This is a genomic window from Mycobacterium bourgelatii (assembly GCF_010723575.1).
Taxonomy (GTDB): domain Bacteria; phylum Actinomycetota; class Actinomycetes; order Mycobacteriales; family Mycobacteriaceae; genus Mycobacterium; species Mycobacterium bourgelatii.
Window position 1 is genome coordinate 1086956 of the sequence record NZ_BLKZ01000001.1, and the last position, 24312, is coordinate 1111267.

Genomic DNA, 24312 nt, shown 5'->3' on the forward strand with positions numbered 1-24312 from the left:
TCAACCCTGAGAACACGTTCGCGCGGCGATGCATACTGGGACGCGTGCAGGTATTCGCCGGACAGCAGGTGTCCCACTGGGACTTCCCCAGGAATACCGGCAGCGTCGCACTGATGACGGAATTCGGCCGCCAGCACGGTCTGGCCGTTTCGGACGTGCTCGAGGGATCCGGCCTGTCCGAATCCGACCTGCACGACCCCGACCGGATGATCTTCGGGCGTCAGGAACTAGCGGTCGCGACCAACCTGGTCAACCTCCTCGGTGACCAGTGCGGTCCCGCCGACCTAGGGGTTCGGGTGGGGCGCAGCTATCACGTCGGATCGTTCGGCATCTTCGGTTTCGCCTGCTTGACCAGCTCCACCTTGGGCGACGCAGTCCGATTCGCCGCCCGGTTCTACGAGCTGAGCTACGGCTTCTGCCTGCCAACGGTCACCTTGGAGGACTCGGTCGCGGCACTGCGCCTGGACCTGCCCGACCTCACCGGTCCCGTCGCCGATTTCCTGGTGCGCCGGGACATGGCGGCGATCGCACAGGTCATGGCGGAATTGGTGGGCCACCCCCTTACCTTCGCCTATATCGAATTAGCAAGTCCCGCAACGGTTTCCGGCGACAACGAGGCACGCGAGATGTTCGGCGTGACACCGCGTTACGACGCGCCCGCCAACGTGGCCGGATTGCCCGCCGCCCTGCTCGGCGACCGGCTACCTCAAGCCAGCGAGATGAGTGTGGCCATCTGCGAGCAGCAGTGCCAGGCTCTGCTGGAGCGTCGGCGGCAGCGCACCGGTGTGGCCCGCCTCGTCCGGGATCGGCTGGCGTCGATCGACGGTAAACCCCACACGATCACCAGCGTCGCCCGGCAACTGGCCATGAGCGAACGCACCCTGCGGCGTCGGCTGGCCGAGGAGAACACCACCTTTCGCGACCTGGTCGAGGAGGTGCATCGCGTGCTCGCGGAGGAACTGCTGGCCACCGGTGCGCTGTCGGTGGAGGACGTCGCGCTACGGCTGGGGTATGCCGAGGCGACGAGCTTCATCACCGCCTTCAAGCGGTGGACGGGCACGACCCCGGCTCGATATCAGCGTTCGGTGGCGCCGCGCGCCCGCTCGCTCGCCGTTTAGCGTCGCGCGGCCCCGGCGGAACCGTCAGGTGACGGTCAGCCCTGGTCTCGGGCCGACGGGAACTGTGGTTGGCGCTTTTCCCGGAGGGCGGTGTAGCCCTCCACCACGTCCGGGCCGAGGAACGTCAGCATCTCGTAGGCCGCGGACTGGTCAAAGGTTGGTCCGGCGCTGCGCAACCAGTTGTTCAGGGCTCGCTTGGTGAGGCGGATCGCCGGTTGCGACCCGGTTGCCAACACGTCAGCGACCCGCAACGCCTCGTCGAGGACCTGCTCACGGGGGAGGGCCTTGGCGACGAGTCCGATGCGCTCGGCTTCGGCGCCGCTGACCATTTCGCCGGTGAGCAAGTAGTAGCGAGACTTGGCCATGCCGGCCAGGAGCGGCCAAATGATCGCGGCGTGGTCCCCGGCGGCGACACCGAGTTTCACGTGTCCGTCGCCGATCTTGGCGTCTTCGGCGGCGATCGCAACATCGGCCAGCAGGGCGGCAACCGTTCCGGCGCCGACGGCGACTCCGTTGATCGCCGACACGATCGGCTTGGGACAGTTGATGATGTTGTAGACCAGGTCGCTCATCTCGTGGAGCATGTGCGAAACCCGCTCGTAGTCACCGGCCATGCGCTCAACCATCGCCAGGTCACCGCCTGCCGAGAACGCCTTGCCGGCGCCGGTGATCACGGCGACGCGGGTCTGGGGGTCTGCCGCCACATCAACCCAGATCCGCGCCAGCTCGCTGTGCATCTGCTCGTCGGCCGCGTTGTACTTCTCCGGGCGGTCCAGCGTGATCAACAGCACCCCGTTGTCGCGGCGCTCCAACCGCAATTGCTGGTAGTCGTCGAATCCCATGAGTCCGGGTCCCTCGCTTCCTGGCGTGGCAATACAGCTGCGGCTGTTCTCGGCTGACCGCCATAGTCAACCACCGACCGACGGGACGGTAGTTCGACCGCGATAGTGAGGCAAACCGCCACCGTGGCCGAAATTATGGATTTGCCGTCCGCAATTTGCTGTCGCTGACCACTCACCCGCTCATAACTTGGGCTTATGAGCTCGAATACTCGTCCCCGCGTACTGGTGATCGGCGCCGGCTTCGGTGGGCTGGCCGCCGCCTACGAACTGTCGAGAGACGGCCTCGCCGACGTGACCGTGCTGGAAAAGGCCGACGACATCGGCGGCGTGTGGCGGGACAACACCTACCCCGGTGCCGCCTGCGATGTTCCGTCGAACCTGTACTCGTACTCGTTCGCCCGGAAGAACGACTGGAACCGCAGGTACGCCGAGCAACCCGACATCCTCGACTACATCCACGACACGGCCGACCGGTTCGGCCTGCGCGGCCTGGTCCGCACCGGCGTGGAGGTCACCTCCGCGGAGTATGACGACAGCACCGTCACCTGGCGGGTGACGACCTCGGCCGGCGACACCTACGAGGCCGACGTGCTGATCCCCGCAGTGGGTCAGCTGTCACGCCCGGCGTTCCCGGGGATTCCGGGGCTCGACTCGTTCTCGGGGCCGTCCTTTCACTCCGCCCAGTGGCGCCATGACGTCGACCTCACTGGCAAGCGCATCGCGGTGATCGGCACCGGGGCATCGGCGATCCAGTTCGTGCCCCGGATCCGTGAGACGGCCGGCCACGTGACCGTCTTCCAGCGCTCCGCGCCGTATGTGATCCCGAAGCTGGACCGCGCGTACACCCCGGCGCACCACGACGCGTTCCAGCATGTGCCCGGCTTCGCTGCCGCCATGCGCGGCGCGATTTGGGAGACCACCGAACTGCTGGGCTTTGCCCTGCTCAAAGCCGCCCCACTGGCTCGGGTGCTGAAGGGCCTTGCCGCGGCTAATCTCAAGCGCCACATCAAGGATCCGGTGCTGCGGGCCAAGCTGACGCCCGACTACCCGATCGGTTGCAAGCGCGTGCTGTTCAGCAGCGAGTGGTATCCGGCATTGGCCTGCGACAACGTCAACGTCGAGACCGACCACATCGTCGAGGTGACGGAGACCGGCGTGCGCACCGCCGACGGCCGACTGCACGAAGTGGACGTGATCATCTACGGCACCGGATTCAAGGCCACCGAGTTCCTCGCCCCGATGACGATCACCGGCCGCGACGGACGAGACCTGCAGTCCGAATGGGCCGATGGTGCCCACGCCCATCTCGGCATCGCCGTGCCCGGCTTTCCGAACATGTTCCTGATCTACGGTCCGAACACAAATCTCGGTAGTAGCTCGGTGATTTTGATGATGGAGCAGCAGGCCGGTTACATCCGCCAGATCGTCGAGGAGCTGGCTCGCCGCGGCACTGGCCGGGCATTCGAGGTGTGGCGCTCGGTGGCGGAAACGTACGACGCCGAGATCCAGTCCCGCCTAGAGAGGGGCGTCTGGAGCCAGTGCAACAACTGGTATCGGACCGCTTCGGGCCGCGTAACCACCAACTGGCCCGGGCTGGTGCACGAATATCAGCGTCGCACCCGGACCGCGGTGCTCGACGACTACCTGGAAGTGCTGCCGAAGTTCCAGCCGGAAGAGGTAGGTGCGTGACCTCCGGGTTCGACTACGACGTACTGGTCATCGGATCCGGCTTCGGCGGCAGCGTAACGGCGCTACGCCTGAGCGAAAAAAACTATCGGGTAGGCGTTCTCGAGGCGGGCCGCCGGTTCCGCGATCAGGACTTCGCCAAGAACAATTGGCACATCCGCGATTACCTGTTCAAGCCTTCCCTTGGTTGTTACGGGATCCAGCGGATTGACCTGCTCTCCGACGCCGTCGTACTCAGTGGCGCGGGAGTGGGTGGCGGCTCGCTCGTTTACGCGAACACGCTCTACGAACCCGGCGACTCCTTCTACGCCGACCCGCGCTGGAGCGGAATCACCGATTGGAAGGACGAACTGGGGCGGTGGTACGACCAGGCCACCCGAATGCTCGGCGTCGAAACCTATCCGCGCACCACGCCTTCGGACAAGGTGATGCTGCAGATCGCCACCGACCTCGGCGTTGCTGACTCCTTCCACGCCACCCGCGTCGGCGTGTGCTTCACCGATGCGGACGGCCGCCTCGCCGAACCGGGCGCCCCGGTTGGCGATCCGTACTTCGGCGGAGCCGGACCGGACCGCAACGCGTGCAGGCACTGCGGCGAGTGCATGACCGGGTGTCGGCACAACGCCAAGAACACGCTGGTAAAGAACTACCTCTATCTCGCCGAGCGGCTCGGCGCGAAAGTTCATCCGCTGACCACGGTCGTCGACGTCCGGCCGCGTTCGAACGGCGGGTACGACGTCGTCACGCGTCGTACCGGGGGCAAGTTCCGTCGGCGCCGCCGCACCTTCACCGCCGAACAGGTGGTGTTCTCGGCCGCCGCGCTCGGCACCCAGCGGTTGCTGCACAAGCTGCGCGACCGGGGCAGCCTGCCGCACATTTCACCCAAACTCGGCGAACTTTCGCGGACCAACTCCGAGGCCATCCTCGCCGTGCGGGCCCGCGGCGACGACGTCGACTATTCCGAGGGCGTGGCCATCACGTCCTCGATCCACCCGGACAGCCATACCCATGTGGAGCCATGCCGATACGGTCACGACTCCAACCTGATGGGGTTGCTGGGGACCGTTCTGGTCGACGGTCTGGACGGCGTCGGAAAACGACGCGGCCGATGGCGGACCGGCCTGAAAGAGCTTGTGCAACAACGACGAGACCTGCCCCGCCTGTTGAACCCCAAGCGCTGGTCGGAGCAGACCATCCCGCTGCTGGTGATGCAAACGCACGACAACTCGCTCACCACGTTCACCCGCCGCTCGCTGTTCGGCCGGCGCATGGTGACACGCCAAGGCGTGGGCGAACCCAACCCGACGTGGATTCCGGTCGGCCACAAGGTCGCCCGGCTCGCGGCCGATCACCTGGACGGCATTGCCGGTGGCGCCTGGGCCGACCTGGCGGACATTCCGATGACGGGTCACTTCATCGGCGGCTGTGTGATCGGTGAAACCGCCAACGACGGCGTGGTCGACCCGTATCACCGGATGCACGGATACCCGGGCCTGCACGTGATCGACGGTTCCACCATCACCGCGAATCTGGGTGTGAACCCGTCGCTCACCATCACCGCGCTGGCCGAGCGCGCCGCGTCGCTGTGGCCCAACAAGGGCGAGCCGGACCCGCGCCCGCCGCTTGGCGCCGGTTACGTCCGCATCCCTGCCGTGTCCCCGCGCAACCCCGCGGTGCCGGCGAGCGCGCCCGGCGCACTGCGTGGCGACCGGGACTACGCTCTATGACGTGCTCGCAGCTTTTGGTTTCGAATCCCTCGGTGTGGTCGTCGGCGACATGTTCTTCGTCGACCCCTCGCCGAACACCGGCCAGGAAACGCCGGAACGGGGAGTCAGACTCGAACTTCGCCTGGTCGACCGGGACGAGCCCCAGGGGTCGATCTACGCGGGAATCCCCATCGGCTTCGGGCGTCCGGTGTGGCGGGTGGATCTCTTCGAATCAACCGAAAGCCCACCCGGGACCCTGGACCGCGCGCATCACCACCCCCGGTTCGACGGTTGGGAGCCCGGCCGCCGACATTTCGTCCCCGAGCTGACCGCGGACCCGGTGTCCTGGTTGGCCAACGAGCTGGCCGATCCGGCCGCCGTGCTGGCTCGGTCCGGCATCGATGTTGACGAGGTTGCCGAGGGCGACCTGACCGGGCTGGCCGCAGCGGCTCCGGAGATCGTCGCCACGGTGAAACGGATGCTGGACGGCGTGTGGAACGGCGAGTTGGCTCCGGTTCCCGCCGAGCCGGTCGCCGCCGCCCGCACCGGCTGGCTCTGAGCACTCGCCGCATGCGTCCGGTAATCATCGAATGCGCCATCAACGGATTGACTTCGAAGGCGACCAATCCCCATGTGCCGGTTGAACCTTCGGAGATCACCGCGGATGCGCTGGCCTGCATAGCGGCGGGTGCGGCCATCATCCACAATCACATCGACCTGCCCGGCGCGACCGTGGAGCAGGCCGCGGAACGCTACCTCGAGGGGTGGCGGCCGGTCCTCGCCGTTCGGCCGGACGCCTTGCTGTACCCGACGATCCACTTCGACGAGAGCTATTCGATTTCGTACGAACACCTCATCCCGCTTGCCGCGGCCGGGATGCGCGTCGGCCTCACCGATCCCGGCTCGGTAAACCTCGGCGGCTCCGACGCCGACGGCGTGCCGGTGGGAGATTTCGTCTACCGCAACTCATTCCAAACGATCGGCCGGGCCTTCGACATCTGCCGTCAGGCGAAGCTCGGCCCCAGTCTGGCGATCTATGAGCCCGGTTTTCTGCGTGCCGCGCTGGCCTGGTGGCGAGCCGACAAGTTGCCGCAAGGGACGATGATCAAGCTTTACTTCTCCACCGAGAACGGCTATTTGGGGGCGCCGTTCGGTCTGCCCCCAACGGAGCGCGCGCTCGATGCCTACCTGGAATTGCTTGACGGATGCGACATCCCATGGGCGGTGTCGGTCGTCGGCGGGGATCTGTGCGCCAGTCCGATCGCCCGGCTGGCCCTCGAACGCGGCGGACATCTGCACCTGGGACTCGAGTTCTATCGCGGCGACCGCACGCCCACCAATGTCGAGTTGGTGACGGAGGCCGTCAGTCTCTGTCAAGGCATGGGCCGCGACGTTGCGACGCCCGAGCGGGCGGCGCAGATCCTCGGGCTGCCCTAAGAGTTGGTCACCTTGGCGGCCAACGCCGCCAACTTTGCGTCGAGTTCTTCTGCGGCGGCGAGTAATTCGGGATTGGCTTCGACCACCATCAACGACGAGGGCTTGACGTAAGTGAGGCTGCTGCCAGTGGGCTCGTCGAGGATCAAGAGTTCGACAGGGGCGAACAGGCCTGCGGTGACGTCGTGGCGGAGCATCGTTACCGCGATCAGCGGGTTGCCGAGCATGACACGCAGCACCTTGCGGTCGATACCGGCGTTCGCGATCCAGGCGCCGTGGTCGATCAGGGCGAACAACATGAAACCGCTTGCGCCGACGTGGGCTTGGAGCAGCTGCTCAAAGGAATCCCAGCCGACCGTCGGTTCCTGGACCTTGCGAAACGGAACCGGCTTGTCGCCGATGTCGGCTAACAGCGCCGCCACCAATTCGTCGTAGCTCTTGGTGCTCTCGTAACGCACTCGCACGCCCTGGAATTGGGTTTCCTTCGGCTCAGAGGGAGGGGTAGTCACAGCAATGCCTTTCGTGCGCCATCGAACAGAGACCGGTGTTCGTTGATGAAGTCTTCTACCGTGGCCAGCGGGCGTCCAATGATCGTCGGGGCCGCATCGGTTACCCCGGCCAGGAGCCCTTCTTGCTGGTCGATCGTCACCGCCTCGAAGTGCCGTAGCTTGGCCGTGTCGTCGGGAATCCCGAGTAGATCTAAAAACGTTGTGGCGGTGACACGTTCGTACGGAAGATCCTTGGCGAGCACGCGGGAGACCTCAGCGGCGAGTTCCTGGTGGCTGTACTCGACCGGTCCGGTCAACGTGTAAGTGCGGCCGCCGTGTAGCTCGGGATCGGCCAGGATGGCCGCGGCGGCGAGTGCGATGTCTCGTGCGGCGATCGGGGCGAAGCGACTGTCGGCGTCATAGGGCATGACGTAGCGGCCGTATCGGATCAACCCGGCGATGTAGGTCAGCCATTCCATGAAGAACGTGACCCGCAACGTGGTTGTCGGCACTTCCGACCAGTCGAAGATCTGCTCGGCGAGCCAATGGTTTTGGGTCGCCTTGCTGTGGGCCTGTGGTCGCGACTGAATGTGCGACATGTTGACGATCAGCTCCAGGTTGTACTCCCTGGCTGCCTGGGCGAACATGACCGCGGCTTCGACGAGTCCCTCGCCGACCGGGAAATTGAAGTAGGCGCGCTGCACGCCGTCCAGGGCCGCGCGGACATCGCGAAGATTGAGCAGATCGCCGAACACGACTTCGGCGCCGCTATCGCGAAGGCGCTGGGCGCGAGCGTCATCGCGGCGGACCATCGCCCTCACCTGGAGCCCGCGCTCGAGTAGGTACTCGACCATGGGGCGTCCGGTATCGCCGTTGGCGGTCGTCACCAGAATCCGTGTCATGGCGGGCCTCTCCGTCCTGCGTCGGGCTGGGCCGAGGACTGGGCGCCGCGGGGGCGCCCAGTCTCGATCGTCGTCAGCCGAGGCGCTCGATGATGGTGGCGTTGGCCATGCCGCCGCCCTCGCACATGGTCTGCAGGCCGTACCGCCCGCCGCGCTGCTCGAGCGCGTTGACCAGTGTGGTCATGATGCGCGCGCCGCTCGCTCCCAACGGGTGCCCGATCGCGATGGCCCCGCCGTTGACGTTGGTCTTGGCGAGGTCTGCGCCCACATCGTGTGCCCACGCCAGGACAACCGGGGCGAAGGCCTCGTTGACCTCGAACAGGTCGATGTCGGCCAGGGTGAGTCCGGCGCGGTGCAGCACCCTCTCGGTGGCCGGGATGACGCCGGTCAGCATGTACAGCGGGTCGGACCCGACCGCGGTAGCGGTGTGGATGCGGGCCAGCGGGCGCAGGCCGTGCTTCTTGGCGTACTCGCTGCTGGTGATCATCACCGCGGCGCTGCCGTCGGACAGCGGCGACGAGTTGCCCGGCGTGATGTGCCAATTGATCTGGGGGAAGCGCGCCGCGGTCGCCTCGCTGTAGAACGCCGGCTTGAGATTGGCCAGCGTTTCGACCGTCGTGCCCGGCCGGATGATCTCGTCGGTGGTCAAGCCGGCGATCGGGATCAGCTCGTTGTCGAACAACCCTTCCTTGGTGGCCCGGGCCGCCTTCTCGTGGCTGGCCGCAGAGAACTCGTCGAGTTGGGCGCGCGAGAGACCCCACTTGGCGGCGATCAGTTCGGCGCTGATGCCCTGTGGCACCAGGCCTTCGGGGTAGCGCCGGGTCATGTCCTCACCGAACGGATTGCTGCCCGGCAGCACCGAGGTGCCCATCGGGACCCGGCTCATCGACTCCACGCCGGCGGCGATCACGACGTCGTATGCGCCGGCGATCACGCCTTGTGCGGCGAAGCTGATGGCCTGCTGGCTGCTGCCGCACTGCCGGTCCACCGTGGTTCCCGGGACCGACTCCGGGAATCCGGCCCCCAGCAGCGCGTTTCGGGCGATGTTCACGGCCTGGTCGCCGACCTGGGTGACGGCGCCGGCGATGACGTCGTCGATCTGTACCGGGTCCACGCCGGTGCGGGCTACCACTTCGCGCAGGCTGTGGGCCAGCAAGTCGGCGGGTAGCACGTCGTGCAGCGCGCCGTTGGCCTTGCCTTTGCCGATGGGGGTGCGGACAGCGCCGACAATCACGGCGTCACGGGACATAACTCCTCCTTGAGTCGCGAGCTGAGTATTTAGCGCTATACCCAGATAAACACCTGGGTACACTTAAAACAACCCAGACCGGAGGTGATCTACGTGACAATGCTGCAGGGGCGGCTCGCGGACCGGGAGGCCTGGTCGGCGGTGGGGGAGTGCGCGATCGAGAAGACGATGAGCGTCGTCGGCACCAAGTCCGCGATGCTCATCATGCGCGAGGCCTACTACGGCACCACCCGGTTCGACGACTTCGCCCGCCGCGTGGGCATCACCAAGGCGGCGACCTCGGCACGGCTGGCGGAACTGGTCGACCTGGGCCTGCTGACCCGCCGGCCCTATCAGGAACCGGGGCAGCGGAGTCGCGACGAGTATGTGCTCACCGAGGCCGGCATCGATTTCATGCCGGTGGTCTGGGCGATGTTTCAGTGGGGGCAGCGTCACCTGCCGGGCCGCCATCGGCTGCGGCTCACCCATCTGGGTTGCGGCGCCGATGCCGAAGTCCGAATGTGCTGCAGCGAAGGGCATCTGGTTCCGCCAGAAGAACTCGGTATGAGGCTCGTCAAGTCCTGACGATCTGCCGCGAGCGCGCCCAAAATGCCGGCTTTGGCGGCCTTTTGCCGTACAACTGAGCGCCCTCGCCGGGGCCGGCGGTCAAGCTTCTCTGAGCGTCGACAACAACCGGCGTGCTGCCGCGACACGGCGCTGCGCGGTGCCGGTAAGCGTGTCCAGCGCACACTCGGGGTCGGCCGGCGGACCCATGTGCCCGCAGCCCCGTGGGCAATCCTCGACCGCCTCGGCCAGGTCGGAGAACGCCATCAGCACGTCGTCGGGCGCGATGTGCGCCAAACCGAACGAACGGATGCCCGGCGTGTCGATCACCCAGCCGCCACCTTCAAGGGGCAGAGCGACCGACTGGGTGGACGTATGCCGCCCCCGGCCGATCTCGGTGACCTCGCCCACCGCGCGATCGGCTTCGGGGACAAGGCGATTCACCAGAGTCGACTTGCCGACTCCGGAATGGCCGAGCAGCACGGTGATCTTGTTGTGCAGCAGATCTGCCACCGAGAGCAGCGGATCTTCGACGCCGGCCGTGACCACGGTCAGGTCCAGATCGACAAATTGCTTGGCGAACGGCTCGGGCGGGGCGAGGTCGGTCTTGGTCAGACACAAGATCGGGACCAGCCCGCCCGCGTAGGCGGCTATCAGCGCGCGGTCCACCAATCCGGTTCGTGGTGGCGGATCCGCCAGCGCCACCACGATCAGTAGTTGATCGGCGTTGGCGACGACCACGCGTTCGGTGGGATCGGTGTCATCGGCGGTGCGCCGCAACACCGTTCGCCGTTCGCCGCGCCGCACGATGCGGGCCAGGGTGTCCGGACGCCCGGACAGGTCGCCGACGATGTCGACCTCGTCGCCGACGACAATCGGGGTTCGGCCGAGTTCGCGCGCCCGCATCGCAGTGACCCGGCGGTCGGGCTGGCCACCGAGCACGCAACCCCACCGGCCACGGTCAACGCTCACCACCATGGCCTTTACGGCATCGGCATGTCGCGGACGAGTCTTGGTCCGGGGTCGTGAACCTCGCCCGGAGCGGACCTTGACGTCGGACTCGTCGTAGTCGCCGGGCCTCAAGTGTCGCAGCCTCGCACCATGTCGGCCCACAGCTGCGGGAACTCGGGCAGGGTCTTGGTGGTGGCACCGATGTCGTCGACTTCGACACCGGGCACCCGCAGCCCGACGATCGCGCCGGCCATCGCCATCCGATGATCTGCGTAAGCTCGCCAGGTTCCGGGCCGCAGCGGCGTCGCGGTGATCACCAGTCCGTCGGGCGTTTCCTCGCAATTGCCGCCCAGGCGGTTGATTTCGGTGCTCAGTGCGGCCAGTCGGTCCGTTTCGTGGCCGCGTAGGTGCGCGATGCCGGTGAGGCGCGACACCGATCCGACAGTGGCCAATGCCGCTAATGCCGCCACCGACGGCGTCAACTCACCGACGTCGCGCAAGTCGACATCGAAGCCGCCATAGCCCCCGCGGCTCTGCACCTCTAACAACGAATCAGACTGCGTTACCACCGCTTTAAGAGTTTGCAAGACGTTCAGGATGTGATCGGCCGGCTGCACGCTGACCTTAGGCCATCCGGTGATGCGGACGGTGCCGCCGGTGACGACGGCCGCGGCCAGGAATGCCACCGCATTGGTCAGGTCCGGTTCGACCTGCCAGTGGCGCGCCTGTACCACGCCCGGCCGCACCCGCCAGCGGTTGGGCACCGAGTCGTCGACATCGACACCGGCCTGGCGCAGCATGGTCACCGTCATCGCAATGTGAGGTGCCGACGGCAGCGACGAACCGGTGTGCTCGACGGTCAGGCCGTCGGTAAACGACGCTGCCGACAGCAGCAGCCCCGACACGAATTGCGACGACGCCGACGCATCGATCGCCACGGTGCCGCCCGCGACCGATCCGCTCCCTTCCACCCGGAACGGAAGACGGGTCCCGTCGACCGGGACGCCGAGACCGCGTAGCGCATCCAACAGAGGCGCGATGGGTCGGGCCCGGGCTTGCTCGTCACCGTCGAACGTGACCGGAACGGCGCTCAGCGCCGCCAGCGGTGGAACAAACCGCAACACCGTGCCCGCCAGCCCGCAGTCCACTCGGGCGTCGGGTTGGGGTTCGATCCCGCCGCTGACCTCGAGTTCGGTGCCGTCGCCGTCGACACGCAGGCCCAGTGTCTTCAGCGCGCCGATCATCAGGTCGGTATCACGGCTGCGCAGCGCGCCGGAGATGGTCGAGCCGCCCGAACCCTGCGCGGCGGCCAGCGCCGCCAGGATCAGTGTCCGGTTGGTCTGCGATTTCGAGCCAGGCACGGTGACGGTTGCATGCACCGGGGACCGTACGGCTGGGGCCGGCCAGGACGCGATGCTCACCGCTTCATCCTGCCGTGTCGGCAGGCGTCATGGGTATTGGGCACCATGGGAACCATGTGCGGAAGATTCGCGGTCACCACCGACCCAGCGCAACTGGCCGAGAAGATCAAGGCAATCGACGAGGCGACCGGCGCCTCGGCCGATGCGGCGGCACCGAAGTTCAACGTCGCGCCCACCAACGACATCGCCGTCGTCGTGACACGTCACAACGAGCCCGACGACGATGCCACGAGACGACTGCGGGTCATGCGCTGGGGACTACTGCCCCCCTGGGTCAAGGCCGGTCCCGACGGGGCGCCCGACACCAAAGGCCCGTTGCTGATCAACGCCCGGGCGGACAAGGTCGCCACTTCGCCGGCGTTTCGCAGCTCGGCGAAGAGCAAGCGCTGCCTGGTGCCGATGGACGGCTGGTACGAGTGGCGGGGCAGCTTGGAGGCCCCGAAGGGGAAGAAGGGGCCCAAGACGCCGTTTTTCATGCACCGCGAGGACGGTGGATTGGTGTGCATGGCCGGGCTGTGGTCGGTGTGGAAGCCGGCCAAGGATGCCCCGCCGCTGCTGAGCTGCACGATTATCACCACCGACGCGGTGGGCGAGCTGGCCCAGGTGCACGACCGGATGCCGCTGCTGCTGCCCGAAGAGGATTGGGACGCGTGGCTGAACCCCGATGCGCCCCTGGATCCCGAGTTGCTGGCGCGACCGCCCGACGTCGACGGCATCGAAATGCGCCAGGTCTCGACGCTGGTCAACAACGTCCGCAACAACGGACCCGAGCTGCTTGAGCCCGCCGAGCCGGAGCCCGAGCAGATCACCTTGCTCTGAGCGACGCGTCTGGAGCTGCCACAAGGATCATGGCGAGTCTGCGCTACTGGTTATCCCAACAGGCGACTTTCCCTTCCGCGGTGACCGGGGTTTGTCCGCTGTCGGAGGCACCCCACAGCTTCAGTCGGTAGTTGCCCGCGTAGCTCAATTCCTCGTTTGAGGTGCCGTTGGTCTGGATGACGAGCTGGACCGAGGCGAACGGGTCGTCGCCTTGCGTTTCGCGGTAGATCAGCAGCTTGAGATCGTTGTCCTGCCACCACTGCTGCAGCAGATCCGAGCTGTCTAGCGCGAACTGCTGCAACGACTTCGGCGTGCGCGGAAGTTTGGACTGGAACTCGCCGCCGACCGCATGAATCTTGGGAATTGAATGCGAATACACCCCGTTGAAGTCCAGCTTCAGGTTGTCGTCGTCGATGCTGCAGGCCAAGCCGCCCGTCGCGTGAGCGGTGCCCGGTGCGGGTCCGAACCCCAGCACGAACACGCAGGCAAACGCCGAAGCCACATGCGCGCACTTGCGTGTCATCTTGGCTGTGGCGCCTTGCATGCGGCTCTCCTTTTCGGCTTGGTCGTATCATCGTCGTCCCTTTGGTCCGGATCGAACAGTGCGACTTAGCATGCGTAGGTGACGTCGTACACCTATACCTTCGAGGACATCCGGGACCGTCCGGTCGCGGTGATCGGCGCCGGAACGCTGGGCCGTCGCATCGCCTTGATGTTCGCCAGTCGCGGCGGCGCCGTGCGAATCTATGCGCGCCGTCCGGAACAGCGAGCCGAAGCGATCCAGTACGTGACGGATACTCTGCCAACGGTGCTGCAGGACCGAGGATTTGGCGAGGTTGGTACCGTGACGGGGACTGGCTCGCTCGAAGCGGCACTAGACGGCGCGTGGCTGGCCGTCGAGTCCGTCTCCGAGAAACTTGAGGTCAAGATTCCGTTGTGGGGCGAAATCGACCGGGCCGCACCGCCGGACACCATTTTCGCGACGAACTCGTCGTCATTCCCCTCCCGGTTGATGACCGAAAACATCCGTGACAAAACACGTTTGTGCAACACGCACTTCTACATGCCGCCGCAAATCAACGCCCTGGACCTGATGTCGGACGGCCAGACTGACCGCGGCTTGCTCGACACCCTGTTGACTGTGTTGCCCGAATTCGGCGTCCACCCCTTCGAAGCCCGCAAAGAATGCACCGGCTTCATCTTCAACCGGATCTGGGCTGCGATAAAACGTGAATCACTGGCCGTGGTTGCCGAGGGGGTGGCTCGCCCCGAAGACGTCGACGGCATGTTCAAAGTCAACTGGGGAGTGCCGGCTGGCCCGTTCCAAATGATGGATATGGTCGGGTTGGACGTGGTGCTCGACATCGAAAACCACTACGCCCAGGAGTTTCCGCACCTTCCCAAGAGCGTGCGGGACTTGCTGCAGTCCTACGTGGACGCAGGCAAACTCGGCATCAAGACCGGCGAGGGCTTCTACACCTATGCGCGGTCCTGAGCCGCGGTATCAGTTGTTGCTGAGGACCAGGCGCCAGTTGCCGAACGTCTGGTGATCCGGGATGCACCAGAAGTTGTTCCAGTTGAACGGCGGTGTCGCGGCCTGAACGGCCGGACCGGCATCCAGACAAGCCTGTCGGCTCGGGTAGCTGCCCTCAGTCTGAAACGTGTCGGCGTGACTGACGGCCACACCGGTCATCAACCCCGCAGATGCGAGCACGCCCGCGGCGGCAACTGTGAAGGTCAATCGCTTCATATCTATCCAATCTCCATGCGGTGATCCGCCTCGGCGGACAGCCTTAAGCTAACTCCCGACGGGCGACTACATTGGCGTTTTCGCGCGATAGCTACGCTTTGTTACAGCGGAGGTGGCTAGACGTACGCCCATGCATTGCGGCAGCCTTGCGCCCGACTACCGGCTGGTCCGATAACTTCGGGAACCAGGCACTGGCTCACCGCGCGGATCGACGAATTGAGGACGACCGAATGAACACCGTCAGCTTCGATTTCACCGGTAGCAACGTTCTGGTGACGGGCGGAACCAGGGGTATCGGCCATGCCATCGCCACCGGCTTCGCCAAGGCCGGCGCTGACGTGATCGTCACCGGAACCCGTTCCAGCGCCGAGGATTACGACGACGACCTGCACGCATTCGGCTACCGACAGTGCCGGATTCAGGAGCCCGAATCGGTCGATGCGTTGGCCGCTTCCCTCGGCGAGCTGGACATCCTGATCAACAACGCCGGCGGACTTTATCCCGCCGGCGACGAGTACAAACCCGACGGTTACGCCGCGTCGGTGCAACAGAACTTGCTCGGTCCCATGAGACTGACCATGCGGTGCCATGAGCGGCTCAAGTCCAGCGAGGTCCCCGGCGGCGCGTCGGTGGTCAATATCGTCTCGATGTCCGCCTTTCGTTCCGCGGTCTTCGTCCCTGGCTACGCCTCGTCGAAATCGGGCCTGCTCGCACTGACGATGAATCTGGCCCGTCGATGGGCCGATGACGGCATCCGGGTCAACGCGATAGCGCCCGGAATGATCGACACCCGAATGACGGCTCCGGCATTGAACATCAAGCAGATCATGGACGTCGAAATCGGCTTCCACACACCGCTGAAAAGGCCGGGAACCCCCCAGGACTGCGTCGGAACGGTTCTGTTCTTGTGTACTGACGCCGCGTCCTACATCACCGGCACCACCGTCGCCGTCGACGGCGGGTATCTGACGGTCTGATCGCGAGCGGTCGCAAATCCCCGCAATAGGTTGCGTACAGGGGATCCTGCGTCAGCACTGCGGCAGTCGGTTCTACTGAAGTGATCCGGTCTTGGGCTCAGTGATCTTGTGTACCAAGGTGATTAGCGCCGGGAGGATGATGGGGAACATGATCAGCACGATCATTCCGACAATGGTCAAGTAGGGCGTCATAATTCACTCACTTCTATAGCGGCGGTGGGATATTGGTGGCGCGACCTTGCGCTTGCGATGAAACGTACTAATGAGCCCATGGTTTGCGGATGTGACGAGACGACCAAATCCGGCGGCGCTCTGGTGTTCCGGGAACAAACGCCAGCGTTGGCGTTGCCCGCCGCACCGACAAGATGGATGCGTGCGGCCTTCATGCGGCGCAGAATGTTCAGCCATGGACCCTGAACAGGTCGTGCTGGCCGAACTGAAGGCGTGGGAGAGGCGCGACGTCGACGAGATCGTGGGATATTTCAGTGCCGATGCGACGTGGTCCGATCCGAATGGAACCTTCCGCGGCTCTGACGAAATTCGGAAGGCGGTCGAAGGGTATGTGGCCCGGATGGAGCACGCCGAGATGGAGGTCGTCAACATCGCCGCCGCCGGCAACGTCGTGTTGACCGAACGTGTAGATCGGTTCGTCTACGACGGCAGGAACATTGCCCAGCCCCTGATGGGCGCCTTTGAGGTGGCGGACGGCAAGATCACGGCGTGGCGCGACTACTACAACATGCCGCGCTGAGGTCTATACAGCGATGTCCCACGTGACGGCATCGGTCAATTGGATCAGATCCTGCGGAGCCACCGCGACATCCCAATGTCGCCGGCCGGCGCTACACAGCACCCGGTCCCACCGCAGGGCCGAACTGTCCACCACCGTCCGCAGCCGCTTGCGCTGGCCGAACGGCGAGATGCCGCCGACCACGTAGCCCGTACTCCGTTCGGCCGCGGCCGGTTCGGCCATGCTGGCCTTCGCCACGCCCAGCGCCGCCGCGGCCGCCTTGAGCGACAACTTCGACGGCACCGGAACCACCGCTACCGCCAGTTCGCGGGGCAACGCGATGATCAGGGTCTTGAACACCTGCTCGGGCGCAATGCCGGTGCCATTCGACAGGTCGCCGATGACCTCGAAGTGCAAGACCTCGTGCGGCACACCGGCTTTGACGAGCGCGGCGAGTCCCGGCGTCGCTGCCACTAGGTCGCTGCCACGCGGTGGGCTGCGCGCACCGCCGAGCCGATGCCGATGGCTCGGTTGCGCCAGGACGCCGACACAGCGGAACTCTGTTGCCCGATCCGCGTCTTTGGGCGGCAGCGAGGATCCGCTGGTGAGCGAATCCGACTTGCGGGAATGGCGTTCGCGGACACAGGCGGACTTTTCGGTGGAAATGCTGCGGGCGGCCAATTCTATCTCGTCGACGATCTCGGCTGCATAACGCAACCAAGTTCCCACTGGGACAAGCCTTCCGCCTGGCGCTCGCGGGCGTGCATGCTTGATCGGTGAACGCAAGCAACTTGCTGGGCCGTCGCAAAGCCGTCCTGGATTACCTGCAGGGCGCGGTCTGGGTGCTGCCAGCATTGGGTGTGATAGCCGGCCTCGGGAGCGGGGCCATCCTGTCGATGATCCCCGTGAAAGATGACTCGCTGATCGACAAGTTGATGTTCCAGGGCACCGCCGGCGATGCCCGCGGGGTGCTAATCGTGGTGTCCGCCACCATGATCACCACCATCGGCATTGTCTTCTCGCTGACGGTCCTGTCCCTGCAGATCGCCTCGAGTCAGTTCTCGGTGCGGTTGCTGCGAACCTTCCTGCGCGATGTGCCGAACCAAGTGGTGATGGCGATCTTCGCGTGCACCTTCGCCTATAGCACCGGTGGGCTACTCACCGTTGGTGAGCGTGCCGGCGGGGGCGCGTACGTTCCCAAGGTCGCAGTTACCGGCGCACTCGCGTTGGCGTTCGTCAGCATCAGTGCGCTGATCTACTTTCTGCACCACCTCGTGCACTCGATCCAGATAGACGCGATCATGGAGAAAGTGCGGCTGCGCACCCTCACGTTGATCGATCAGTTGTATCCGGAGCCGGATAAGCCTGATCGGCAAGTGGAAACGGCGCCCGACCCGCCGGTCGATGCGGTACCGCTGTTGGCCCAGCAATCAGGCTATTTGCAGACCGTCGACGTGGACGACATTGCCGGGCTGGCGGCGCGCAGCGGGCACACGTTACAGCTGGTCACGTTGGTCGGCGACTACGTCACCGCCGGTGCCGTATTGGGCTGGTGCTGGCGCCGGGGCGCCACAGCGTCCACATCGAAGTCCACGCCGACGTCCGACTTTGCGCAACGCTGCTTGCGTTACGTGCACATCGGGTTCGAGCGCACCCTGCAGCAGGACATTCGATTCGGATTGCGTCAGCTGGTCGATATCGGGCTCCGCGCACTGTCGGACGCAATCAACGACCCGTACACGGCTATCCAGGTTGTGCACCATCTTTCGTCGGTGCAGTCGGTGTTGGCGTCGCGTCTGCAGTCCGATGATGTGCGCCGTAACGATGCCGGAGAGCTTCTGGTCTGGCTTCCACACCCGGGCTTTGCCGCCTATCTGCAGGTCGTATGTGGACAGGTCCGCCGCTATGGGGCACGTGAGCCCCTCGTGCTGGGTGCGCTGTTGCAACTGCTGAGCGCGGTGGCCCAGCACTGCGTCAGCCCATCGCGCCGTGCGGCGGTACAGGCCCAGATCGCGCTGGTGGTACGGACTGCAGAGTGTGAGCTCACCGACGAATCGGACCGGGCCATGGTGGTGGGTGCCGCAGCACGGGCGATGGAGGTTGTCGAGCGGCCAGGAACTTTGGCGCCACCGCCATCCACATTCGGGCAGGTGGCTGGGGCGAAGGCGGTGGCGTCGACCATTACCGCCGCCGAACCGGCGGTCTCGGCGGACGACTCCGATCGGCGGGTAACAAACGCATAGGCGTGCGCAGCTCGCTGTGATATCGAACACGTTTCACGGCAAGCGATTCCGGGTCCATTGACCTTTACGGGATCGAAAATGCTTTCGCTGCAACCATTTTACGCTTATGTCAACTATGGCCTGCACCAGCACTTTGAACCGATTCGTTGAAACTCAAAGAGCAGCAAGCCCTTAAGAACGTCGACCAACATGGATGCCTGGTGTTTCCGTGGTCGTGCCGATGGGTAATCCGTTGATTACCGAACAATAAACGGGAGGAAATTGCGATGAATCTGAAGCGACTGGTCGGCCGTGGAGTGGTTGCCGGTGGCATCGGCTTGACCGCAGCCGGCCTCGGAATGGGCGTGGCGTCCGCGGATCCATTTGTTCCGGCGCCACCGATACCGGACGTGAACGTACCGGACGTCAACGTGCCGCCGGTGAACGTGCCGCCGGTGAACGTGCCGCCGGTGAACGTGCCGCCGGTCAACGTGCCGCCGGTCAACGTGCCTGACGTGAATGTCCCGCCGGTCAACGTGCCCGATGTGAACGTGCCGCCGGTTAACGTTCCGCCGGTCAACGTGCCCGACGTGAACGTCCCGCCGGTCAACGTGCCTGATGTGAACGTGCCGCCGGTGAACGTGCCGCCGGTGAACACTCCGCCGGTCAACGTTCCGCCGGTCAACGTGCCCGACGTGAACGTCCCGCCGGTCAACGTGCCCGACGTCAACGTCCCGCCGGTTAACGTACCGCCGGTGAACGTGCCGAACGTCAACGTGCCGCAGGTCAACGTGCCAGGAATCTAGATCGCACTACGGCCCAAGAGCCACCACGCTGGAGTAATCCGACGTGGTGGCTTTGGCCATCTCAGGGCGTTCGCTAGATCTCTGCCCGCCGGCCGAAGCGTCAGCGACAGAAGTTAATTCGCCGGCGTCTCGGTCACCGGCACGCGAGCTATGGCTGCTTGTACCCCGGGGGGTTCACGCCGTCCACCCAGAAGTCCACGCCGAGCTCACCGCCGGGCACGCAGTCATATACAGACAGGTCGGTCACGCCGTTCTCGAAGAGCACGTCCTCGCACAACAGGGTGTTGCCGGTGTACTCCCGCGACGGCTTGTTGAGGATGATGTAGGCCGAGTCGGCGTACACCTCGGGCTTGCGAGCCTTGGCCATCGCCTCGTCGCCGCCGAGCAGGTTCTGCACCGCCGCGGTGGCCACCAGGGTGCGCGGCCACAGCGTGTTCGAGGCGATCCCGTCCTCGCGCAACTCCTCGGCGATACCCAGAGCGCACAGCGTCATCCCGAACTTGGCCATCATGTACGCGGTCGGCTTCAGCCACTCCTTGTCCAGCAACACCGGCGGCGACAGCGTCAGGATGTGCGGGTTCTCCCGGCCGATCATGTGCGGGATGGCCGTATGCGACACCGCGTAGGTGCCACGCACCTGGATGCCGTTCATCAGGTCGAAGCGCTTCATCGGCACGTCCTTGATCGACCCGAGGTTGATGGCCGAGGCGTTGTTGACGACGATGTCGATGCCGCCGAACTGCTCGACGGTCTTGGCTATCGCGGACTCCACCGACTCCGGGTCACGGACGTCGCCGACGATCGGCAAGGCCTGGCCGCCTGCCTCTTCGAGCTCCTTGGCGGCGGTGTACACCGTGCCCGGCAACTTGGGGTGCGGCTCGGCCGTCTTGGCGATCAGGGCGATGTTGGCACCGTCTTGAGCGGCGCGTTTGGCGATTGCCAGACCGATACCGCGACTGGCTCCGGAGATGAACATGGTCTTGCCGTTGAGAGACATGGCGACACCCTAACGCCCTGCTTTACGCCGCCTGCCAGGCCCCTGGCACCGCCGCGGAAATAGCGAGCCGACCGGCGCTGTTGATTGGAGCGGTTTCTACTGTCGGTTGCAGCCTCTAGATTGGGGAACGGAGTCCGATGTCAGCGGCAACGAGCCTGTTGGGTGAGCAGCGGTTGGCGTCTTACGGCACCGCAACTGAAGGGACCCAATTAATCACTATGGCCGATATAGATGGCGTGACCGGGCCGGAGGTTGACGAGTCCGCGCCGCCGCATGTCGAAACCGACGCGGAACTGACCGAGCGCTTCGAACGCGACGCCATTCCGCTGCTGGACCAGCTCTACGGTGGCGCGCTGCGCATGACACGGAACCCGGCCGACGCCGAGGACCTATTGCAGGAAACGATGGTCAAGGCCTATGCGGGGTTCCGTTCGTTCCGGGAGGGCACCAACCTCAAGGCGTGGCTGTACCGCATCCTGACCAACACCTACATCAACAGCTACCGCAAGAAGCAGCGGCAGCCGTCGGAGTATCCAACCGAGGAAATCACCGATTGGCAGCTGGCGTCCAATGCCGAGCATTCGTCGACGGGGTTGCGCTCGGCCGAAGTCGAAGCCCTCGAAGCATTGCCGGATACCGAGATCAAAGAAGCGCTGCAAGCGCTTCCAGAAGACTTTCGTATGGCGGTTTATTACGCGGACGTCGAAGGTTTCCCCTATAAAGAAATCGCGGAAATCATGGATACCCCGATCGGGACCGTGATGTCGCGGCTGCACCGCGGCCGTCGTCAGCTGCGTAGTCTGCTCGCTGACGTGGCCAAGGAGCGGGGTTTCGCCCGTGGTAAGCATGCGCACGAGGAGGTGACGTCATGAGCGAGCTGTCTGGCCCGACCGACCCGTGCTCGATGGGCGACGACTCCCACGACTACCTCGGCTGTGCCGAAGTGATCGCCGAAGTCTGGACCTTGCTGGACGGTGAGTGCACACCGGAGACGCGCGCCAAACTACGCAAGCACCTCGAGGCCTGCCCGGGATGCCTGAAGCATTACGGGCTCGAGGAACGGATCAAGACACTGATCGCGACCAAGTGCCAAGGGGAGAAGGCCCCTGAGGGCCTACGCGAGCGGCTCCGGCTGGAAATCCGCCGGACCACGATCATCCGCGGGCAAGAACGCCTTTAGCAGCGGCTTTAGGCGTTGGGACGCTTGCCGTGGTTGGCCTTGCTGTACTTGCGATCACGCTTCTTACGGCCGCGCTTGGCCATGGCTGAACCTCCGTAGTTCGTCAGAGTTTGGTACGAGCAGGGCGGTGAATCGCGCCCAGTTTGGTACCCAGTGTCTCATGAAACCCGCGAGCCACTGTCGCTAGCCCGCGCGCCGCAGCGCCGCGCGGCCTTATGGTTCGATATACATGACCCTGATGGACCAGCAGTCAACATGCGGACGGCCGAAACGAGTGGGGTGAAGATGGCCGAGGATGTGCGCGCCGAGATTGTGGCGAGCGTGCTCGAAGTCGTTGTCAGCGAAGGCGACCAGATCGGCAAAGGCGACGTCGTTGTGCTGCTGGAGTCGATGAAGATGGAGATACCCGTCCTCGCCGAGGTCGGGGGCACCGTCAGCAAAGTGAGCGTGTCGGTAGGCGACGTCATCCAGGCCGGCGACCTCATCGCGGTGATCAGCTAGCAACTTGCTGAACAATGTCCACTCTCGGTGATCTGCTCGCCGAACACACCGTGTTGCCGGGCAGCGCGGTCGACCACCTGCACGCGGTGGTGGGGGAGTGGCAGCTACTGGCCGACCTGTCCTTCGCCGATTATCTGATGTGGGTGCGCCGCGACGACGATGTGCTCGTCTGCGTGGCCCAATGCCGGCCGAACACCGCTCCCACCGTCCTGCAGAGGGACGCGGTGGGCACCGTCGTCACCGCCGATCACCTGCCCCTGGTTGCCGAGACCTTCGTCACCGGCAGCGTCCTGGAAAACGGCGGCGCCGAACAGTCGTCTGAGCAACTGCCCGGCCCGAACATTGCGGCGTCCCCGGTCCGCTACCGCGACCAGGTGGTGGCGGTGCTCACCCAGCACCAAACCGAACTGGCCGCTGAACGCCTGTCGGGCCACCTGGAAACCGCGTACCGCGAATGTGCCATCGACCTGCTGCACATGGTGGCCGAGGGCACCTTCCCCGACGTCAAGGACGTCGCAATGTCACGTTCCACCCCGCGAGCGGGTGACGGGTTCATCCGGCTGGATGTCAACGGCGTCGTGGAGTACGCCAGTCCCAACGCGCTGTCGGCCTATCACCGGATGGGCTTGACCAGCGATTTGGAGGGACACAACCTGATCAGGGTCACTCGGCCGCTGATCTCCGACCCGTTCGAGGCGCAGGAACTGGCCGAGCATGTACTCGACCTGCTGGCCGGCGGGGCCAGTGTGCGCATGGAGGTCGACGCCGGCGGCGCCACCGTGCTGTTGCGGACGCTGCCGCTGGTCCGCAAGGGGGAAAGCGCCGGTGCCGCGATCCTGATCCGCGACGTCACCGAGGTGAAGCGCCGCGACCGCGCGCTGATCTCCAAGGACGCCACGATCCGGGAAATCCACCACCGGGTGAAGAACAATCTGCAAACGGTGGCGGCGCTGCTACGCCTGCAGGCCAGGCGGACCGTCAACGCCGAAGGCCGGGAGGCGCTGATCGAGTCGGTGCGCCGGGTGTCGTCGATCGCGTTGGTCCACGATGCGCTGTCGATGTCGGTGGACGAGCAGGTGAACCTCGACGAGGTCATCGACCGGATTCTGCCGATGATGAATGACGTGGCCTCGGTGGATCGGCCGATCCGCATCAACAGGGTCGGCGATCTGGGTGTACTGGACTCCGACCGTGCGACGGCGCTGATCATGGTCATCACCGAACTGGTGCAGAACGCCATCGAGCACGCGTTCGACCCCGCCGATCAGGGGTCGGTGACCATTCGAGCGGAGCGTTCGGCGCGCTGGCTCGACGTGGTGGTGCACGACGACGGACGCGGCCTGCCCGAAGGGTTCAGCCTGGAAAAGTCCGACAGCCTGGGCTTACAGATCGTGCGGACGCTGGTATCCGCCGAGTTGGACGGGACGTTGGGAATGCGGGAAAGCACCGACCGCGGCACCGATGTGGTGCTGCGCGTACCGATTGGACGGCGGGCCCGATTAGTGGTGTAGGACGCAACAGTACGGCCCCGACTTCTTTCGTCGGGGCCGTAATGCTGCGTATCGAGTCGTCAGACTCCGCTGCGGGCCTTCGTCCGGGCGTTGCGGCGCTTGAGCGCACGCCGCTCGTCTTCGCTCATGCCTCCCCAGACGCCCGAGTCCTGGCCAGTGTTCAGGGCCCAACCAAGGCATTCCGTGGTCACCGGGCACCGATTACAGACCAGTTTCGCGTCAGCGATCTGTGCGAGCGCCGGGCCGCTGTTCCCTACCGGGAAGAACAGCTCCGGATCCTCGTCGCGACAGACCGCCCTATGGCGCCAATCCATTAGTCACTACTCCTCACTAAGTGCGCAGCAAGGCGCACGGCGTTTTCTTGGCTAGTTAACGCGTGCGCAAGAAAGGTTCCGTACCCCTCGGATATTTCTGCATGCAACCTTTTGATCGTTTCACAGGCTCACTAGATGTCAATAGCGTTACGCGAGCTCGTGGGC

Annotated in this window: 28 protein-coding genes; 16 read left to right on the plus strand and 12 right to left on the minus strand. The window is 65.1% G+C overall.

Translation table 11 applies throughout. The annotated features are described in order from the left end of the window. Positions 1-44 precede the first annotated feature (44 nt). Complete coding sequence (locus G6N68_RS04920; protein ID WP_163708619.1) at positions 45-1118, plus strand: AraC family transcriptional regulator; 1074 nt, start codon at positions 45-47, stop codon at positions 1116-1118. Between the two features lie 35 nt (positions 1119-1153). Here the strand turns inward: G6N68_RS04920 and G6N68_RS04925 are convergent, their stop codons facing one another. Further along, positions 1154-1960: an enoyl-CoA hydratase/isomerase family protein gene (locus tag G6N68_RS04925; protein ID WP_163708622.1), complete on the minus strand. Its 807-nt coding sequence runs from the start codon at positions 1958-1960 to the stop codon at positions 1154-1156. A 195-nt stretch (positions 1961-2155) separates the two neighbouring features. On the opposite strand from G6N68_RS04925, the gene G6N68_RS04930 reads away from it, so the two are divergent. Genes G6N68_RS04930 through G6N68_RS04945 form a run of 4 tightly spaced genes read left to right on the plus strand, consistent with a single transcriptional unit; the run spans position 2156 to position 6789 of the window. Further along, positions 2156-3649: a flavin-containing monooxygenase gene (locus G6N68_RS04930; protein ID WP_163708625.1), complete on the plus strand. Its 1494-nt coding sequence runs from the start codon at positions 2156-2158 to the stop codon at positions 3647-3649. Next, positions 3646-5373, plus strand: a complete 1728-nt coding sequence (locus tag G6N68_RS04935; RefSeq protein ID WP_163708628.1) for a GMC oxidoreductase — start codon at positions 3646-3648, stop codon at positions 5371-5373. The genes G6N68_RS04930 and G6N68_RS04935 overlap by 4 nt, the downstream gene beginning before the upstream one ends. A 1-nt stretch (position 5374) precedes the next feature. Beyond that, on the plus strand, positions 5375-5911 hold the full coding sequence (locus tag G6N68_RS04940; RefSeq protein WP_163708630.1) for a hypothetical protein: 537 nt from the start codon (positions 5375-5377) through the stop codon (positions 5909-5911). 11 nt (positions 5912-5922) lie between these two features. Beyond that, on the plus strand, positions 5923-6789 hold the full coding sequence (locus G6N68_RS04945) for a 3-keto-5-aminohexanoate cleavage protein (RefSeq protein ID WP_163708632.1): 867 nt from the start codon (positions 5923-5925) through the stop codon (positions 6787-6789). Here G6N68_RS04945 and G6N68_RS04950 read toward each other — a convergent pair. The 3 genes from G6N68_RS04950 to G6N68_RS04960 all read right to left on the minus strand — a co-directional run bounded on the left by G6N68_RS04950 (position 6786) and on the right by G6N68_RS04960 (position 9425). Beyond that, entirely contained in the window at positions 6786-7295 is a 510-nt protein-coding gene (locus G6N68_RS04950; RefSeq protein ID WP_163708635.1) for a DUF302 domain-containing protein, read from the minus strand. The two genes, G6N68_RS04945 and G6N68_RS04950, sit on opposite strands and share 4 nt — an antisense overlap. Next, complete coding sequence (locus tag G6N68_RS04955; RefSeq protein ID WP_163708638.1) at positions 7292-8176, minus strand: NmrA family NAD(P)-binding protein; 885 nt, start codon at positions 8174-8176, stop codon at positions 7292-7294. Before G6N68_RS04955 ends, G6N68_RS04950 begins: the two co-directional genes overlap by 4 nt. A 73-nt stretch (positions 8177-8249) precedes the next feature. Beyond that, a complete protein-coding gene (locus G6N68_RS04960; RefSeq protein ID WP_163708642.1) occupies positions 8250-9425 on the minus strand; it encodes a thiolase family protein in 1176 nt (391 codons plus the stop codon). 93 nt (positions 9426-9518) lie between these two features. On the opposite strand from G6N68_RS04960, the gene G6N68_RS04965 reads away from it, so the two are divergent. Continuing rightward, positions 9519-9989: a winged helix-turn-helix transcriptional regulator gene (locus tag G6N68_RS04965; protein ID WP_163708644.1), complete on the plus strand. Its 471-nt coding sequence runs from the start codon at positions 9519-9521 to the stop codon at positions 9987-9989. 81 nt (positions 9990-10070) lie between these two features. On the opposite strand, the gene rsgA is transcribed toward G6N68_RS04965, so the two are convergent. Further along, positions 10071-11051, minus strand: coding sequence for a ribosome small subunit-dependent GTPase A (rsgA, locus tag G6N68_RS04970; RefSeq protein ID WP_163708647.1), 981 nt, complete (start codon positions 11049-11051; stop codon positions 10071-10073). Continuing rightward, positions 11048-12334 (minus strand): 3-phosphoshikimate 1-carboxyvinyltransferase, encoded by a 1287-nt coding sequence (gene aroA, locus G6N68_RS04975; protein ID WP_163718183.1) that lies wholly within the window; start codon positions 12332-12334, stop codon positions 11048-11050. The genes rsgA and aroA overlap by 4 nt, the downstream gene beginning before the upstream one ends. 60 nt (positions 12335-12394) lie before the next feature. Here aroA and G6N68_RS04980 point away from each other — a divergent pair, with 60 nt between their 5' ends. Continuing rightward, positions 12395-13159 carry an SOS response-associated peptidase gene (locus G6N68_RS04980; RefSeq protein WP_163708650.1) on the plus strand — a complete coding sequence of 255 codons (765 nt, stop codon included), beginning with the start codon at positions 12395-12397 and terminating at the stop codon, positions 13157-13159. 43 nt (positions 13160-13202) lie between these two features. Here the strand turns inward: G6N68_RS04980 and G6N68_RS04985 are convergent, their stop codons facing one another. Continuing rightward, positions 13203-13703 (minus strand): hypothetical protein, encoded by a 501-nt coding sequence (locus tag G6N68_RS04985; RefSeq protein ID WP_163708653.1) that lies wholly within the window; start codon positions 13701-13703, stop codon positions 13203-13205. A 78-nt stretch (positions 13704-13781) separates the two neighbouring features. Between G6N68_RS04985 and G6N68_RS04990 the strand changes: the two genes are divergently transcribed. Continuing rightward, complete coding sequence (locus G6N68_RS04990; RefSeq protein ID WP_163708657.1) at positions 13782-14654, plus strand: 3-hydroxyacyl-CoA dehydrogenase family protein; 873 nt, start codon at positions 13782-13784, stop codon at positions 14652-14654. 9 nt (positions 14655-14663) lie between these two features. On the opposite strand, the gene G6N68_RS04995 is transcribed toward G6N68_RS04990, so the two are convergent. Further along, positions 14664-14915: a hypothetical protein gene (locus G6N68_RS04995; RefSeq protein WP_163718185.1), complete on the minus strand. Its 252-nt coding sequence runs from the start codon at positions 14913-14915 to the stop codon at positions 14664-14666. Between the two features lie 224 nt (positions 14916-15139). On the opposite strand from G6N68_RS04995, the gene G6N68_RS05000 reads away from it, so the two are divergent. Beyond that, a complete protein-coding gene (locus G6N68_RS05000; RefSeq protein ID WP_163708659.1) occupies positions 15140-15886 on the plus strand; it encodes an SDR family NAD(P)-dependent oxidoreductase in 747 nt (248 codons plus the stop codon). Between the two features lie 406 nt (positions 15887-16292). Continuing rightward, positions 16293-16637 carry a nuclear transport factor 2 family protein gene (locus tag G6N68_RS05005; RefSeq protein WP_163708663.1) on the plus strand — a complete coding sequence of 115 codons (345 nt, stop codon included), beginning with the start codon at positions 16293-16295 and terminating at the stop codon, positions 16635-16637. 3 nt (positions 16638-16640) lie between these two features. On the opposite strand, the gene G6N68_RS05010 is transcribed toward G6N68_RS05005, so the two are convergent. Continuing rightward, positions 16641-17090, minus strand: coding sequence for a YbaK/EbsC family protein (locus G6N68_RS05010; protein ID WP_163718186.1), 450 nt, complete (start codon positions 17088-17090; stop codon positions 16641-16643). 302 nt (positions 17091-17392) lie between these two features. Here G6N68_RS05010 and G6N68_RS05015 point away from each other — a divergent pair, with 302 nt between their 5' ends. After that, positions 17393-18859 (plus strand): DUF2254 domain-containing protein, encoded by a 1467-nt coding sequence (locus G6N68_RS05015; protein ID WP_163708665.1) that lies wholly within the window; start codon positions 17393-17395, stop codon positions 18857-18859. 266 nt (positions 18860-19125) lie between these two features. Beyond that, entirely contained in the window at positions 19126-19644 is a 519-nt protein-coding gene (locus tag G6N68_RS05020; protein WP_163708668.1) for a hypothetical protein, read from the plus strand. Positions 19645-19792: 148 nt separating this feature from the next. Here the strand turns inward: G6N68_RS05020 and G6N68_RS05025 are convergent, their stop codons facing one another. Next, positions 19793-20641, minus strand: a complete 849-nt coding sequence (locus tag G6N68_RS05025; protein ID WP_163708671.1) for an SDR family oxidoreductase — start codon at positions 20639-20641, stop codon at positions 19793-19795. 218 nt (positions 20642-20859) lie between these two features. Between G6N68_RS05025 and G6N68_RS05030 the strand changes: the two genes are divergently transcribed. Next, positions 20860-21513, plus strand: a complete 654-nt coding sequence (locus G6N68_RS05030; protein WP_163718188.1) for a sigma-70 family RNA polymerase sigma factor — start codon at positions 20860-20862, stop codon at positions 21511-21513. Next, positions 21510-21821: a mycothiol system anti-sigma-R factor gene (rsrA, locus tag G6N68_RS05035; RefSeq protein ID WP_163708674.1), complete on the plus strand. Its 312-nt coding sequence runs from the start codon at positions 21510-21512 to the stop codon at positions 21819-21821. The genes G6N68_RS05030 and rsrA overlap by 4 nt, the downstream gene beginning before the upstream one ends. Positions 21822-21829: 8 nt before the next feature. Here the strand turns inward: rsrA and G6N68_RS31960 are convergent, their stop codons facing one another. Further along, a complete protein-coding gene (locus G6N68_RS31960) occupies positions 21830-21904 on the minus strand; it encodes a 50S ribosomal protein bL37 (protein WP_089025046.1) in 75 nt (24 codons plus the stop codon). Positions 21905-22106: 202 nt separating this feature from the next. Between G6N68_RS31960 and G6N68_RS05040 the strand changes: the two genes are divergently transcribed. Further along, entirely contained in the window at positions 22107-22322 is a 216-nt protein-coding gene (locus tag G6N68_RS05040; RefSeq protein ID WP_069419075.1) for a biotin/lipoyl-binding carrier protein, read from the plus strand. A gap of 14 nt (positions 22323-22336) precedes the next feature. Continuing rightward, entirely contained in the window at positions 22337-23833 is a 1497-nt protein-coding gene (locus tag G6N68_RS05045) for a sensor histidine kinase (RefSeq protein ID WP_163708677.1), read from the plus strand. Positions 23834-23892: 59 nt separating this feature from the next. On the opposite strand, the gene whiB1 is transcribed toward G6N68_RS05045, so the two are convergent. Beyond that, positions 23893-24147 (minus strand): transcriptional regulator WhiB1, encoded by a 255-nt coding sequence (gene whiB1 / locus G6N68_RS05050; protein WP_036353357.1) that lies wholly within the window; start codon positions 24145-24147, stop codon positions 23893-23895. Positions 24148-24312: the final 165 nt, after the last annotated feature.

Excerpts from the sequence above, each read along its gene's own strand:
- G6N68_RS04925 (WP_163708622.1), bottom strand. The coding sequence starts at position 1,960 with ATGGGATTCGACGACTACCAGCAATTGCGGTTGGAGCGCCGCGACAAC.
- G6N68_RS04930 (WP_163708625.1), top strand. The coding sequence starts at position 2,156 with ATGAGCTCGAATACTCGTCCCCGCGTACTGGTGATCGGCGCCGGCTTC.
- G6N68_RS04945 (WP_163708632.1), top strand. The coding sequence starts at position 5,923 with ATGCGTCCGGTAATCATCGAATGCGCCATCAACGGATTGACTTCGAAG.
- G6N68_RS04955 (WP_163708638.1), bottom strand. The coding sequence starts at position 8,176 with ATGACACGGATTCTGGTGACGACCGCCAACGGCGATACCGGACGCCCC.
- G6N68_RS04960 (WP_163708642.1), bottom strand. The coding sequence starts at position 9,425 with ATGTCCCGTGACGCCGTGATTGTCGGCGCTGTCCGCACCCCCATCGGC.
- G6N68_RS04980 (WP_163708650.1), top strand. The coding sequence starts at position 12,395 with ATGTGCGGAAGATTCGCGGTCACCACCGACCCAGCGCAACTGGCCGAG.
- G6N68_RS04985 (WP_163708653.1), bottom strand. The coding sequence starts at position 13,703 with ATGCAAGGCGCCACAGCCAAGATGACACGCAAGTGCGCGCATGTGGCT.
- G6N68_RS05000 (WP_163708659.1), top strand. The coding sequence starts at position 15,140 with ATGAACACCGTCAGCTTCGATTTCACCGGTAGCAACGTTCTGGTGACG.
- G6N68_RS05005 (WP_163708663.1), top strand. The coding sequence starts at position 16,293 with ATGGACCCTGAACAGGTCGTGCTGGCCGAACTGAAGGCGTGGGAGAGG.
- G6N68_RS05020 (WP_163708668.1), top strand. The coding sequence starts at position 19,126 with ATGAATCTGAAGCGACTGGTCGGCCGTGGAGTGGTTGCCGGTGGCATC.
- G6N68_RS05025 (WP_163708671.1), bottom strand. The coding sequence starts at position 20,641 with ATGTCTCTCAACGGCAAGACCATGTTCATCTCCGGAGCCAGTCGCGGT.
- G6N68_RS05030 (WP_163718188.1), top strand. The coding sequence starts at position 20,860 with ATGGCCGATATAGATGGCGTGACCGGGCCGGAGGTTGACGAGTCCGCG.
- rsrA (WP_163708674.1), top strand. The coding sequence starts at position 21,510 with ATGAGCGAGCTGTCTGGCCCGACCGACCCGTGCTCGATGGGCGACGAC.
- G6N68_RS05040 (WP_069419075.1), top strand. The coding sequence starts at position 22,107 with ATGGCCGAGGATGTGCGCGCCGAGATTGTGGCGAGCGTGCTCGAAGTC.
- G6N68_RS05045 (WP_163708677.1), top strand. The coding sequence starts at position 22,337 with ATGTCCACTCTCGGTGATCTGCTCGCCGAACACACCGTGTTGCCGGGC.
- whiB1 (WP_036353357.1), bottom strand. The coding sequence starts at position 24,147 with ATGGATTGGCGCCATAGGGCGGTCTGTCGCGACGAGGATCCGGAGCTG.